13 protein-coding genes are annotated in these 15059 nt (G+C 33.8%); 10 read left to right on the forward strand and 3 right to left on the reverse strand.

The window, feature by feature from the left end; all coding sequences use genetic code 11:
• Positions 1 to 624 precede the first annotated feature (624 nt).
• Positions 625 to 1098: a DinB family protein gene (locus tag L8T27_RS24680; RefSeq protein ID WP_237943542.1), complete on the forward strand. Its 474-nt coding sequence runs from the start codon at positions 625 to 627 to the stop codon at positions 1096 to 1098.
• A gap of 229 nt (positions 1099 to 1327) precedes the next feature.
• Here L8T27_RS24680 and L8T27_RS24685 read toward each other — a convergent pair whose 3' ends face one another.
• Together L8T27_RS24685 and L8T27_RS24690 are read right to left on the reverse strand one after the other, a co-directional pair.
• Positions 1328 to 2326 (reverse strand): DUF3231 family protein, encoded by a 999-nt coding sequence (locus tag L8T27_RS24685; RefSeq protein WP_237943544.1) that lies wholly within the window; start codon positions 2324 to 2326, stop codon positions 1328 to 1330.
• 356 nt (positions 2327 to 2682) lie between these two features.
• On the reverse strand, positions 2683 to 3657 hold the full coding sequence (locus L8T27_RS24690; RefSeq protein ID WP_233317971.1) for an NAD(P)H-dependent flavin oxidoreductase: 975 nt from the start codon (positions 3655 to 3657) through the stop codon (positions 2683 to 2685).
• A 255-nt stretch (positions 3658 to 3912) separates the two neighbouring features.
• On the opposite strand from L8T27_RS24690, the gene L8T27_RS24695 reads away from it, so the two are divergent.
• From L8T27_RS24695 to L8T27_RS24730, 8 genes are all read left to right on the forward strand, one after another.
• Positions 3913 to 4755 carry a MerR family transcriptional regulator gene (locus L8T27_RS24695; protein ID WP_233317968.1) on the forward strand — a complete coding sequence of 281 codons (843 nt, stop codon included), beginning with the start codon at positions 3913 to 3915 and terminating at the stop codon, positions 4753 to 4755.
• Positions 4756 to 4953: 198 nt separating this feature from the next.
• Positions 4954 to 5415 (forward strand): ester cyclase, encoded by a 462-nt coding sequence (locus L8T27_RS24700; RefSeq protein WP_237943546.1) that lies wholly within the window; start codon positions 4954 to 4956, stop codon positions 5413 to 5415.
• A gap of 285 nt (positions 5416 to 5700) precedes the next feature.
• Positions 5701 to 6555, forward strand: coding sequence for a MurR/RpiR family transcriptional regulator (locus tag L8T27_RS24705; RefSeq protein ID WP_237943548.1), 855 nt, complete (start codon positions 5701 to 5703; stop codon positions 6553 to 6555).
• A 202-nt stretch (positions 6556 to 6757) separates the two neighbouring features.
• The gene (locus L8T27_RS24710) at positions 6758 to 8623 is read left to right on the forward strand and encodes a beta-glucoside-specific PTS transporter subunit IIABC (protein ID WP_237943550.1); all 1866 of its coding nucleotides are present in this window, start codon (positions 6758 to 6760) and stop codon (positions 8621 to 8623) included.
• A gap of 65 nt (positions 8624 to 8688) precedes the next feature.
• Positions 8689 to 10143 carry a glycoside hydrolase family 1 protein gene (locus L8T27_RS24715; RefSeq protein WP_237943552.1) on the forward strand — a complete coding sequence of 485 codons (1455 nt, stop codon included), beginning with the start codon at positions 8689 to 8691 and terminating at the stop codon, positions 10141 to 10143.
• Entirely contained in the window at positions 10140 to 11006 is an 867-nt protein-coding gene (locus tag L8T27_RS24720; RefSeq protein ID WP_237943554.1) for an arginase family protein, read from the forward strand. The genes L8T27_RS24715 and L8T27_RS24720 overlap by 4 nt, the downstream gene beginning before the upstream one ends.
• Before the next feature lie 106 nt (positions 11007 to 11112).
• On the forward strand, positions 11113 to 11721 hold the full coding sequence (locus tag L8T27_RS24725; RefSeq protein ID WP_481858878.1) for a YczE/YyaS/YitT family protein: 609 nt from the start codon (positions 11113 to 11115) through the stop codon (positions 11719 to 11721).
• Between the two features lie 14 nt (positions 11722 to 11735).
• Positions 11736 to 12434, forward strand: a complete 699-nt coding sequence (locus L8T27_RS24730; RefSeq protein ID WP_233317947.1) for a cyclase family protein — start codon at positions 11736 to 11738, stop codon at positions 12432 to 12434.
• Positions 12435 to 12659: 225 nt separating this feature from the next.
• Here the strand turns inward: L8T27_RS24730 and L8T27_RS24735 are convergent, their stop codons facing one another.
• Positions 12660 to 13562 (reverse strand): LysR family transcriptional regulator, encoded by a 903-nt coding sequence (locus L8T27_RS24735; protein WP_237943558.1) that lies wholly within the window; start codon positions 13560 to 13562, stop codon positions 12660 to 12662.
• A 127-nt stretch (positions 13563 to 13689) separates the two neighbouring features.
• Between L8T27_RS24735 and L8T27_RS24740 the strand changes: the two genes are divergently transcribed.
• Positions 13690 to 14730, forward strand: coding sequence for a 2,3-butanediol dehydrogenase (locus L8T27_RS24740; protein WP_233317942.1), 1041 nt, complete (start codon positions 13690 to 13692; stop codon positions 14728 to 14730).
• Positions 14731 to 15059: the final 329 nt, after the last annotated feature.

A 15059-nucleotide genomic window follows, 5' to 3' on the forward strand; every position in this document is an offset into this window, starting at 1 on the left:
CTTGCATAATAATAGTATGTAGTTTAATTAACAGACAAGAGAAGAAGTATAAACAAGAAATATAAAATCTGTAAGTCTCGTTAAATTCTTATTAACGCTTAATAATTTTGGTTGAAAAAGAGTCTAATCCCTTGGTATATAAAGGATTAGACTCTTTTTTATTATATTCAATTTTATTCTAAGAAGGATTAACGTTTATTTTAGAGGATAACGCTCATTTCTACGTGAAACTGCGTATTTAAGAGAATCATCCCACAAAGCTATTATTGATTTAAACTAACTGATAATCTCCATTCGTTTGTTTAAAAAATAAACCTTCATTTTTGTAGAACTGATAATTCTATGTATCTCTATATTAATTTAAGTTGCGAACTATGTACAGGAGACAAAGGCTAACAGGGAATTTAGTTTAACAAGGTAACTTAGATGTAATTTTAACTTGTTGAGTTTTTTACGATAGGAGGTTCATCTTTCTTAAAAAATAGATAATTTCAGTTCGTGAAAATGGGGTAGCATCAAACGTAAAAAAGTATTTTTAATAGGTTAAACATGTAGCCAACAGGATTAATGTATACCTTTCTTGAATAAATTAAAATAGGTGAAAAAAGGGGGATATATATTAATATGAACGTTTACAGCAATGGTGTTATCAAACAAATGGAATTGGCTGTTAACTCTATAATTAAGTTAATAGACACTATAAGTGAGGAAGAACTGAATATAAGGCCGACTGCTGGTAAATGGTCAATTGGTGAGCTACTTTCACATATATCTGTTTTATGCAAAGCAGATTTTTTAATCGGTGCTGGTGCTTCAGAAGAGGAATTAGACCATTTCTATGTAGATTCTGAACCAGAAGCTACTAAATTAGCAATAAAGGAAGCCCTTATTAACAATTTTAATTATTTAAAGGAAGGCGTAACATCATTTCGGGAAGAGGAGTTGTTACGTGAAACCACTTCTTTTTTTGGAGTAAAACATTCTAGATACGAATGGCTGTTGGATACACAGGCTCATCTATTTCATCACCGTGCACAGTTACACTCATTAATCGTACATGTATTGAAGCGTGAGCCGAACGTCCAATTATTTGAGTAAGGAACGATTGCTATCGGGTGTTATAATTTGAGATACTTGCGGAAATTCTCTCAATAAGGATAAACAAATAGTCCTAAGGGGAGCATTAAACAGAGCAGTGTTAACACTTTTTTTGGCTTTAATTTACAGTATTCATGGAATAAATTGTCCAAATGTCGCATTCTGGGCAGTTTAGTGAAAGAATAATTAATAAACTCTTGCCCTACCAATATGGAAGGGCAAGAGTTTGTTAATTCTTTTTAGCAATTTCGTTCCTATTAGGTGCAAGTGGTGGTTGTTCTAACCATTTATTTTTCACCATAAGATCAAACCAATTTTTGGTAACTAAAAGATTTTGTAGAATAGTCTTCTCATAAGTGGCTACAAGATCTGTTCTCATGGCTGAAGCCAAGCCAGCGCCATGATAATTTTGGGCAGCTTGAAATAAAAAACCCATATGGAAAAGCATTAACTTATCTGAAAATGGTGAGTCAGTAGAGGTAGTAACTTCTGTTTCCAATGATTTTGGAACGGGTAAATTATCCACTTGAAGTATTTTTGCTAATGCTTTTATTTGGCCATCTGCTGTCTTTTCTGACTCAGTTAGAAATTTTCTTACTTCTTTAGATTCTGCTACCTGTGAGAATGCAATGGAAAGAGTTTTAGCCATTATACTTTTCTTAAGGTTCAAGGAAAGACTTACAATTTCTGTAGCGGCAAGCATTCTACCTTTTCCCAAAAAACCATCACTAAAATCTTTACTGCTAATAAAAGTTGGGTGTTCGTACGAATAGTATAGTGGATCCCTTTGAAATAAACCTTTCTCAAGCAATAACTCAATTGTTTTATGATACATTTTATTTCCTGCAGTACTACATGAATCGTAAAAAGTTCTCAAATCTTTTCTGACTGAAATACATAGTGCTGTGTTATGCCCTAAAGTTCCATGTATAGTCATGATGTGTAAATAATTTAGGCAAAATGCATCTGAAAACAATTTCTGTTTTCCAAGATATAAGTCAGTTTCATTAAATCCAATGGGAACAGGAAATCCTTCTTTAACGAAGAAATTACCAATTTCGTTTTTTTGTTGGCCAAATGTCTTAATAGCGATATTAAATAGTTCCTTTATTGCTTTATCTTCTATAATGGAAAACATATACTTATTAATAATATTTGTGGCTGTTCCATTTATATACTCTGCCCTTAAGGAACCTATTTCAGAAGAAGTAAGGGCTGATTTTTCCATAAAAATTCACCTCCATCATAATATTTCCAAATGTATTCAGAATATGCTCTGTACTAAAGCCCAAAAAATTAAAGATTCCTAAATATTTGTGGAAAATTGGAGGGATGGCTGCTAGGCAATAGTCTTTTTTAGAAATGCAACCAGCTTATTTGTGCTTCAAGCGGTAAGGTAATCAAGTATTTTAGGGGACACTTTTTCTTATGTGATAACCAGGCAAGCATTTCGTATATATAAGACGTAAGTTAGTGTTCAATAAAAAATCTTAAAAAACTGGTAAAAACCGATGATATATCCTAAGGATTTTACCAGTTCCAGCTTTTACTTGAAGATAATATGATTGTGGTTCCTAAATGCCTTTACTTAATAAAGTCAGCCATTAATTCCTTGACTATATCTTCGCATGTCTTTACATCCTTAATGAGATCAATAGCGGTATTTACAGAAACAATCCCCGCATCCATTTTCCCTTCTAGCATTCCAGTGCGAATGCCACCGTCTTCACTTATTTTTTTATTCACTAGATCAGAAGGTAACCCATTTTTGTACAAATTCTCGTATTCTTGAGCTGCTTCATTAGGTATGGAACGTTGGTTGGCAGAAACTGAAAGAAGGTCAGTACCTTTTGAATGAATAATTTGTTGCTTTGTTGTATCTGAAGCAGGGCATTCATTGGAAACAATAAATCGAGTACCCACATAAACGCCTACAGCTCCAAGAGCAAAAGCTGCTCTCACACCACGGATATCATTAATTCCACCTGTAGCAATTACGGGTATATCAACTGAATCTACAATAGTTGGAACAATGGAAAATGTTCCAATTGCTTGTTGCGGAATAACACCACCTTCATCATAACCTGTAGCTATAATGATATCAGCGCCTGCTTCTTCGGCAATTCTTGCAGCTTCAGTTGTAGGAGTTAATTCACGATGGATTATTACACCTCCTTGATTCTTGATCTCTTTAAATACTTGACGATTTACATTTCCAACTGTTACAAAATATTTAACACCCTCATCAAAAGCTACATGGAGAGTAGTTCGAACATAAAATCCGTTATCGTCCATTCCTTCTTCAGGTAGGATAATATTTACCGCAAATGGTTTATCCGTTAGTGATTTAATTTTTCGTATTTCATTACGGATTCTTTCCTCCTTGTTAATTTGTCTAGCTCCATCTTTCTTTGGTCCAGCGTTGGGACCTAATACTCCCATTCCTCCTGCATTCGAAACAGCAGCAACCATGTTTGCGTTTGTAATCCAGTTCATGGCAGCTTGCACGATAGGATATTTTATACCGAGTATCTTACATACTCTATTGTTATTCATCATTATCACTCTACTTCCTTTATAAAAATATTTGATCTGTATCAGAGTATAAACTCTATAGTAAGAATAGAGTCAATAATTATTTGTTGAATATGCAAAAAATCATATGAAAAGGATATGGGGAATGACGAGAGTGAAAAGAAACAAATTATTGACTTTCTAAATGGTTGTATTTATATTACAAAAAAGAACAAAATGAAAAGTAGCTATAGAATTAAGTTGATTTGCTTCTAAAGAGGATAGAAAGGGAATTTTAAAATGAACGAACATTTTTCAATCGGGGAAACTGCGAAGCTGAACAATATTTCTATTCAAACATTGCGGTACTATGATAGGCTAGGAATTTTTAAACCGGATTATACTGATCCGAGTAATGGATATAGATACTATCATATTAGTCAATTCTTTTATCTTGATATTATAAAATATTTAAAAAGCATACAAACTCCATTAGAAGAAATTAAACAGATTATCCTAAATACACCGCAAGATATGCGAAACTTTCTACAACAGCAAGAGACTGTAATTGAAAATGAGTTTAAAAAATTGCAAGATGCAAAATGCATATTAGAGAAGAAAAAACGTCAACTAAACGAACAGTTAGAAATTTGCGGGAAAGAAAGAGGAAAAGTCTATTACCGTACGATAAAAGAAGAACGGGTTTTAATTATGCCTACAGTTTCACTCACTCCTTATAATGGTCGTCCAGGTCTTTATGTTAGAAAGTTGGCTAACGTATTAGAAGAGAAGGGATGTATCATAGATAATCAGTATGGATATATCTTTCCTTTGAAATCATATAAAGATACTCCCATTAACTATGAGTTTATTTATACATCAGTATCAGAAGAAAGTCTAAATATAGAAGCACCAATGACCCTAGATACAATTACCTCAGGAGATTATGTTTGTATTGCATTTGATAGAACAGAGAATAATAATGAGTACAATCATTATTATCAAATGCTCTATCATTATATTGAATCTAATAATATTCAAACCGAGGGGAAGGTTTATGAAGTTTCTCTTCCTACAAATTATAGTTCATTAAAAGAAGAGGCATTTCTTATTGAATTGAGAGTAAAAAGAATACATCAGTAAAAAAGGTCCTACTGTATGGTAGGAGCTTTTTTTATTTTTTTGGTGGATGTAATAGAAGGGAAGAGGTGAGATTGCTATACATAACGTATGCTGTATTGGGATACATAAAATACAGTTGACCCTATTCCTACTATAGGGTTTATGATTTGGTTCGTAGAGCGCTACTAGAAATAGAAAAGACACTTAGGAGGTCCTATTTTGAATATACTAGAGAATAATAAAGAAATTGTTAGAAAATTTATTACTGAGGCTTTACCAACTAACGATGTAGATTACGTTCGTCAAGTTGTATCAAAGGATGCTGTTACCCATAGAGCTGGCTTTGCCGCACTTTATGAAGCTACAGGTGATGCAATTCCGAAAAAAGGAAACTTCTTAGAGTGGATGACAGAAGGTTGGGCTGTACTGCACGGTGCATTGAGTGAGCAAAAGGTGGAAATGAACTCCATTGTTGCAGAAGGAAATAAAGTCATTGCACAATTCCATTATTATGTAACTCATAAAGATACATTCGTTGGAATGCCTGCTACTTATAAAAGAATAGAGTGGGATGAGGTGGGTATCTTTGAATTTAATGAAGATGGACAAATAACTGATATGTGGTATATGTGTGAAGAAATCAAATTGGCAATGGAAATAGGCTTTAAGCTAGAAAAATAATAGTTGTCCATAAATATTAGTAACTGTTATTGCTAATCTATTATTTACAAAATGTGTTTGTAGTAAAATTTTATTTTCTGCCAAAAAACCTGCTAAGCAACTCTTGGCAGGTTTTTTGGCAGTGTTACTTTGTTTTTCTATTGTTAAAAACTGTAATATTGGCTTTAGTATTGCAGATTATGTTGTGCTTACTATCTTTAGCTCTAGTGAATATGAATTTCTACCAATCGGTCCCTTGATGTAAAATGAGATAAAGTGAATAATCTGTCTGGGAGTGAAAAAGGAATGCTTATTGAACAATTGGAAAATAAAATAGAATTTACTTCTTCTGAAATACAAATAGCGAATTATATTCTTGAACACGCCTTAGAATCGGTTGAATTAACTGCTGAAGAACTTGGTAAGAGATCGTATACCAGCAAGGCCACTGTTCTTCGGTTTTGTAAAAAGTTAGGAATTTCTAGCTATAATGAATTCCGTCGAAAACTAGAACTTGAAATAGTTGAAAAGGAAAGACTAATTCAAATTCTAGAAAAGGAACCTTTTAATAAAAACAGTTCGGTTAAGGAGATAGTAAATATTGTTCCTTCTGTGTATGACAAATCAATTACTAACACTAAAATGATGTTAAATTATAACTCATTAAATAGAGTTATCAATCAATTAAAAAAAGCAGATAAAATAGATATTTATGGTCAGGGAATAACGTATAGTTGCGCAACAGCTGCTATGTTTAAGTTTCTTTCTATCGGTATTGAGTGTTCAGCACAAACAGGTATTAATGAACATTACATAATGGCTACTAAAAAATATAAAAATAGGGTGGCGATAATTGTATCTTTTACAGGCGGGAATCCTGCCATGATTAAAACTGCAAAATATCTTAAGGGAGTAGGAACCTATATTATTGGAATCGGCGGTGCTGAGTCCGATAACTTGAAAAAGGAATGTAATGAATATATAGAGATAAATTCAAAACAGCTTATCATGAGTATGGAGGTGCTGACACCATTCATTTCCATTACTTACATCTTTGATCTTTTGTTCTCTGCACTTTTAATCTCTGATTTTGACAACAATTTAGAATATGCCTTAGACGTTATTGATTATGAAAAGAGAAAAGAAAAAGATAACTTTTAAAAGTCATTTGATTTAGTCAAATGACTTTTTATTATGGACCAGGAGTGTCAAAGGAGATGTTTTAAATAGAGCTTTTTATGAACTATGGGACCGATATCCATTAAATCTAATGTATTCTGAATTATTTTTCGATATTATCTAACTAATATAAAAGCGCTTTTATAAAGATCTTTCCCAAACTGGTTAACGGGGGTTATTAACAATGAATGATAAGCAACTAGCAGAGGAGATTCTCAGATTTAGCGGTGGTGAAAGTAATATTAAAGGAGTTACTCATTGCGTTACTCGTTTACGTTTATCGGTAAATGACACAAACGTAATTAAAGTGAATGATATACAAATATTGCCTGGTGTGTTGGGTGTCAACATAGTCGGAAATCAACTTCAAGTAATCCTTGGAGGAAAAGTTTATGCAATATATGATGCTTTTCTTCCGCTTGTAAACGCATCAAGTTCTAATGGTGAAGGCAAGAGGGGCAATAAAGAAAGTCTAATTAGTCGGTTTTTAGATACACTTTCTGGTATTTTCACACCTATTATTCCCGCAATTATTGGAGCAGGCTTACTTAAAGGAATAATGATATTTTTAATGTTCTATAATATTGTATCTACTGAAAGTGATATCTATAAATTTTTAAATATTTTTTCAGATTCAGCATTCTATTTTATCCCACTATTATTGGCCTTCAGCACAGCAACAAGATTCAAGTGTAATCCTTATGTTGCTGTCGCGATTGCAGGTATTTTAGTTCATCCTAGCTTAATAACTATGATGAATGAATCTAGTTCACTGAAGTTTATTGGAATTCCTATTACTAATGCAAGTTATGCAAGTAGTGTACTGCCAATAATTTTAGGTGTTTGGCTTATGTCTTATGTAGAAAGATGGTTAACAAATGTTATTCCTAAAATTTTAAAAACAATATTAGTTCCTTTATTGACTGTGCTTATTGTTGCACCAATTATTTTAGTTGTATTAGGTCCGATTGGAACAATAGTTGGAAATTCAATAGGTCAAGGATTTATTGATTTTTACTTAAACTTTGGCATACTTGCTGGGGCTGTATTAGGAGCTGTTTATCCATTCCTTGTTATCTTAGGTATGCATGTCGGGTTTACACCAGTTATGGTTCAATCACTATCAAAGTTTGGTGTGGATTATATGATGGCACTTTTTGTTGCAGCTAATTCTGCTCAAGCAGGAGCAACTTTTGCCGTATACACAAAAACCAAAAATAAAGGATTCAAGGCTTTAGCAGGTACTGCTGCTTTAAATGCATTTATAGGAATTACAGAACCAGCATTATTTGGCGTGACGACCAAGCTGAAGAGACCTTTAATTGCTGTATCAATAGGTGGTGCTTTAGGAGGAGCAATTGCTGGTGCATTCCATGTTCAAGCATCTGGTATGGGAACAGGTCCTATTGCAGGTATCCCGTTATTTTTAGGTCCAACCTTTATCTATTTTGTAATAAGTAGTCTTGTCTCCTTGGTGGTGGCCTTTATTCTTACATTAGTAATTGGTTTTGATGATATCCCTGAAGAAAGTACAACGACAAATACTAAAAAGAGTGAAAATCATACATTTGCTGTAACAGAAACCGAAGAGAAGCAGAAGATTTTTAGTCCATTATCAGGAAGCGTCATACCACTTGATCAAGTAAATGATAAAGTCTTTTCACAAAAGATGATGGGGGATGGTATTGCGATTCGTCCAAATATCGGAAAAGCAGTTGCACCTTTTGATGGGGTTGTTGAAATGGTGTTTGATACTAAACATGCGATTGGCTTAAAAAGTAATAATGGTTGTGAACTGCTAATACATGTCGGCTTAGATACTGTTGAATTAAAAGGTGAATTCTTTATATCACATGTAACTAATGGTCAAGAGGTTAAAGCCGGTGATTTACTGTTGGAGTTTGATATAGAGCAAATCCAAAAAACTGGCTATGATACTACAACACCAGTGATTATTACAAATAGTAGCGCCTTTGAGTTTGTAACAGGTTCAAACAAAACAGAATCAAATTCAGGTGATGTACTTTTTGAGGTAGTTGCTGCACACTGAAATGTTTATTTACCTTATTGAACAAACATTTACAACTTAGACAAAAAGAAAGAGGGTAAAAAGAAATGGTAAAAGAATTAAAAGCAGGATTCCCTAAGGATTTTCTCTGGGGAGGAGCTTTAGCAGCTAGTCAATGTGAAGGAGCATCATTAGAAGATGGGAAAAAGTGGACAACAGGTGACGCAATGCCGTATGGGGTATTTGGTGATGTTGTCATCCCTCCCCCTGAAAATTATTTAAAAAAGGAAGCTATCGATTTCTATCATCGTTATAAAGAAGATATAACGTTATTTGGCGAAATGGGTTTTAAGATTTTAAGAATCTCGATTTCATGGGCACGGATTTTTCCTAATGGCGATGAAACAGAACCAAATGAGAAGGGTTTAAAATTCTACGATGATCTTATTGATGAACTCCATAAACATGGAATAGAAGTTATGGTTACACTCGTCCACTTTGAAATACCGCTGTATTTAGCAACTGAATATGGCGGTTGGACCAATCGGAAGATGATTGATTTTTATCAGCACTTTGTAGAAACAGTTTATACTCGTTACAAAGATAAGGTAAAGTATTGGCTTACTTTTAATGAAATAAACGTAATCTTAGATGCACCTTTTAACGGGGGAGGAATTCAAGGAAAGCCAGAAGAAATTGATAAATCTATTCTTTATCAAGCTATTCATCACCAGTTTGTAGCAAGTGCTTTAGCTACAAAAATTGGTCATGAAATTAATCCGAAATTTAAAATTGGTTGTATGGTTGCTAACAGTCCATACTATCCTTTAACACCAAATCCAGATGATATACAAGAAGCATTAAATCGTGACCGGGAAACATTATTCTTTGCTGATGTACATGCCCGTGGACAATATCCTGGATATATGAAACGTTATTTTAAGGAAAATAACATCCACATTGAAGTAACTAAAGAAGATGAAGAATTAATGAAGCAGCATACTGTCGACTATATTTCTTTCAGTTACTACATGAGTTATTGTGCGACTGCTGATCCAGAATTAAATATTCAGGAACTTGGAAATGTGAAAAGTACGGTGAAAAATCCATACCTTAAAGCAAGCGACTGGGGATGGCAGATTGATCCGAAAGGCCTAAGATATGCGTTAAATCAATTCTACGATCGCTATCAGCTACCATTATTTATTGTCGAAAATGGTTTAGGTGCAGTTGATGAACTAGTTCCTGATGAGAAAGGAAGTTACACAGTAATTGACGATTACCGTATAAATTACTTGAAAGAGCATCTTCAGCAAGTATCTGAAGCAATTAAAGATGGTGTTGAGCTACTAGGATATACAAGCTGGGGGCCAATAGATATTGTAAGTAATACTGTTTCTGAAATGAAGAAACGATATGGTTTTATTTATGTAGATAAACACAATGATTGCAGCGGGACGCTTGAACGTTACAAGAAGAAAAGTTTTGATTGGTATAAAAATGTAATTGAGTCTAATGGTGAGTCTTTATTTGAAGGTTTAGAAAGGGTGGATAAAAAATGAGTAAAAAAACAATAAGAATTTTATTACCACAATGGCAAGGTGGTAATGACCCGAGATATGCTTTTGGAGCTGAATTATTAGCACATATTGCACCTAAAAGTAAAACAAGCGAGACTTTTGAAGTGGCAGTAGACAAAGACTTCGGAAAAAAATTAGAAGTTGAAAATGGCGTTATTGGAGAGCAAGTATTATTTAAGCAAATGGAAGATACAGCAAGAATTCTAGACGAACAGCAACCTGATAGAGTTATTATTTTCGGAGGTGATTGTTCAATAGATCAAGTTCCTTTTGATTATCTAAATGGAAAATATACAGGGAAGCTGGGGGTATTATGGTTGGATGCGCATCCCGACGTTTCAACACCAAATGATTGGCCAAATGTTCATGCAATGGTATTAGGCAATTTGCTTGGAAAAGGAGCACCACGATTTGCATCGAAAGTAAAAAATCCAATCTTAACAACCCACGTAATGTATGCGGGATTAATAGAGAAGGATCTGGGTGATAAAGAAGAAAATACAGTAAAAGAGTTGAATTTACAATTTGCTGGTCCAGATGAGTTAAGGGACAGCAGTCAGCTAATTATTGATTGGATCGAAAAGAATCAAATTGAATATTTAGCTGTGCACTTCGATTTAGATGTTTTATCACCGACAGATTTCCGTTCTATTTTACCTGCTGAACCATATTTAGAAAATTTCGAGCCTGCCATCGGCGAGATGACGCTTGCACAAGTAGTTCGAATTTTAAAAGATGTTTCAACAAAAGCAGAAATTGTAGGTCTTGGAATTGCTGAACACTTGCCTTGGGATGCTATTAATCTTAGAAAGGCGCTATCTGAAATCTCTATCTTTAATGACTAAGCAACGGAAAAATCGACTAATACATTTAGTCGATTTTTTTAAAAACTATTCGGGGTAGACATAAAAAGAGGGACAAAATGAAAAATTTTTTTTAGTTAGAATTATGATGATGCTGATAGGTAATTTCTTGGTCGGCTTTGCTATTGCCTTATTTCGTATATCCAATCTTGGCACTGACCCATTTACAACGATGAATCTTGGTGTTAGTAGTTCCATTAATATGACGTTTGGAGTATATCAATTATTAATAAATATAATCCTCGTGGAGATTGCCTTCTGTTATGTTAAAAGCTATATCGGGATTGGAAAAATGGTGAGTATGATTGGTATAGGGTTTATCGCAGATTATTTTGTATCTATTTATACTTATATGTTGGGAAATGACCTAAATCTTACAATAAAATTATTAATATTATTAGTAGCTGTAATCATTATAGGTTTTGGTTTTTCCCTCTACATGGCATCCGATTTTGGGGTTGCACCATATGATACTATAGCACTGATCATTCTGAAGGTAAGTAATCATAAGATACCTTTTGCTATAGCAAGAGTTATCACAGATATAACATGTGTAGTTGTAGGTTTTTTATTTGGAGCACTCATTGGTATAAGTACAATAATTACAGCCGTGTTTACTGGTCCACTTGTTCAGTACTTCACTGGTCATATATCAAAAATAATACTCCAAAAAGGAAAAGAATCAAAAGCTATTTAAGGGAGGTATTCTGTATGGAGAAATTTAAAATTAACTCATTTGATAAATATATTGATCTTAGTCATTCCATCTCACACGGAACAGTAACATTTCCAGGAGATCCACCAGCTTCAATTACAACATACCTTGATAGAAAGACAGTTTCTAAACAAAATGGTGGGGGACCTTATTCCAGCTCAGAAATTAATAAGATAACGTTAGTTAGTACAAGCGGCACTTATATGGATGCCCCATATCATGTGTTTGAGGATGGCAAAAAAATTAAGGATTATCCATTGGAGAAACTTGTCAATATCCCTTCAATAGTAATACAAATCTCAAATGATAGACCCTTTTTTGACGTACAAGATGTGGAAGGGATGAATGTAAAAGGCAAAGCAGTTTTATTCAGTAGTGGACATGATAGGTTATTCATGACATCAAAGTATGGAAATAATGCACCCTATTTAACTGTAGAGTTAGCAAATGTCCTTGTTGAGCAACAAGCAGCATTCGTCGGAATTGATACTCCATTAGTGGATAATATTTCAACCCTTTCTAATATAGGTACACCCGTGCACTATATACTTCTAGGTGCTGAAATCCCTATCTGTGAAGATATGAGAAATCTACAAGCATTACCATCTAGTGATTTCACCATAACAGCTGTTCCTCCTGCAGTTGATTTGGAGAGCTTTCCTGTAAGAGTATTTGCATCTATTCGTGATAATTAACAAACATATAGTTTATTACAATGGAACGTATAAATATAAATTGATTTAAAAAAGGTTAGCCAATATTGCTTGGTTAACCTTTTATTAAAGGAGTGTGAATAATTACATTCGGAGGCTTTTGTTGAATAAGTGGGTTTTTCCATAAGCACTCTCCAGATGTAAACCATATCGAACACAAGCTACTGAAAGAAAAAGAACGGATACTTTAAAAAAATAATTTCCGCCCTATTTAATTAGTATATTGCTAACTTTCTCAATAAATAGGTTTGTCTCCCTGGCAAGCTTATTGTCGTGTTTTTTAATCCAGCCAAAAGTGAAAGATGTGTCAGAGAAATTTTCAATTTCTAAAGCAACGATATTTTCTTTATATGGAAAGTTTTGATTAAATTCAGCTGAAATATCATGCCCAATAGTTATAGCCTCAAGTTTTAAAATAGTATTGGTGATTATTTGTGTATCTGTAGTTTTAAGAAAAATATCAATAGGTCCATATAAGCGGTTAAAATTTGATATAAAGCTTTGGACATATTCATCTTTATACAATACAAATAATTGCTCTTTCAGCACATTTGGTTTAATGACGTCCTTTGTTTTAGCTATAACAGAATCTTTTGAAGCGAAGACTAACAGTTTCCCTTTTCTAACCGGAGTGAATTGAAATCCGGTAACTGCATCCATATTTTTTCTATTGATGGCGATAAAACCAATATCAATTTTGTCATTCTTTAAATCTACAATGATATCCATACTTGATTTTTCGTTAATTTCAATCTTTAATTTGGAGTCCTTTTTTTTGTAATCTAGATAAGTATCAACTATTGGACCAATCAAGCCAGGAATGACCGTTATGCGTAGTAAATCATTTAAATGATTTATTTGTTTTGCTTCGTCTTCAATCTGATAGATCGCTTTTAATGCATTTTGAGACTTTGCTATTAAGAGATCCCCTTCTTTTGTTGGTATAGTACCAGCTCTTGTTCGATTAAATATTTTGATGTTTAGTTCATTTTCAAACTTAGTAATAGCCTGACTTAAAGCAGATTGACTAATATTTAATGTTTTTGCTGCTTCCCCTAGTGATCTTACTTTTGCAACTTCCACTATATACATTAACTGTTCTATGTTCATTTTATCATTCCTTAAGTAATACTTATTACATCATTAATTATATTAACTTTTGCGTAAGTATACAAATTGATATAATTATTTTTGTAGGCACTTACATTTATAAAATTTAAAAAAAGGAGACTTTACTATGAAAGTAGCTAGATTATATGGGAGTCAAGATCTTCGTATAGAAATGGTGCAAGAACCAATTGTTTCATCCGGTCAAGTAAAAGTGAAGGTTGAATGGGGAGGAATATGTGGTAGTGACCTTCATGCTTATTCACACGGTCAATCTCCAGAGCCACATCCAATTTCTAAACAGGCACCTCCAATCACACTAGGACATGAATTCTCAGGTACAATTGTTGAGGTTTCTGGTGATGTAACGAGCCACCAAGTTGGTGAAAGAGTTGCTATTGAACCACTTATTTATTGTGGTGAATGCTACGCATGCAAAAGAGGTTATTACAACCAATGCAGCATGGTAGGGTTTGTCGGTCTAAATCAAGATGGCGGGTTTGCTGAGTATGTGGTTGTAGATGAAAAAATGGTTCATAAGCTACCTGAAAATGTATCTTTTGAAGAGGGTGCATTAGTTGAACCTACAGCTGTTTCCTTTTATGCAGTTAGAGAAAGCGACTTGAAGCCAGGGGACTCTGTAGCTATTTTTGGTGCTGGTCCAATAGGTTTGTTAACATTATTGTCTGTAAAAGCAGCAGGCGCAACAAAGATTATTGTAGTGGACATATCTGAGGAACGTCTGGAAAAAGCTGCAGAGTTAGGAGCTACTACCGTTATTAATGGTATGCGTGATGATATTGCGGAACAAATCCTTGAACTGACAGATGGCGGAGTCAGTGTTGCTTATGAATGTGCAGGGGTACAACCGACAATGACCAACGCAGTTGCGTCCGTAAAACAAGGTGGACAAGTAATGGCAATAGCTGTATTTGGAAAACCAGTTGCTATTGATATGGGTCAACTATTGTATAAAGGTGCAAATGTAACTTCAAGACTTGCTTATAGACATATTTTCCCTGAAGTAATTGATATGATTTCTACAGGCCGTTTAGATGTTAAAGGAGTTATCACAAAAAAAATTGATATTGATGATATAGTCGAAAGTGGTTTTGAATCATTAATTAATGATAAAAAACAAGCGAAAATATTAGTACGACCAACAAAGTAAAAAATAGGGGAGCCTCCTTTGTATTAGAGAGCCGTCCTTATTTTTAGAAGCTTAGTGGAATAATAGTATTGTGGAGAAAATTAAAAGTAAGTCCCTTTCTACTTAAGAAAGGGACTTACTTATGGTATTATTTCATCTACTATTGCATTAAAGTTCTTTTTCATTAGCTGTTAAAGAAGTACATCATGTAGTTCCATTATCAGATTGAGCAAGAGTGGGCACACATGCAGCAAACTTAATTACCGTCGAAGTCTGTAATATATAGGACTAGACGGTTTTTTTATTTACCATTTAATAAATTTAAGAAGGATTAACGCTTGTTTTATGGC

This window comes from Niallia sp. Man26, from assembly GCF_022049065.2.
Classification (GTDB): domain Bacteria; phylum Bacillota; class Bacilli; order Bacillales; family Cytobacillaceae; genus Niallia.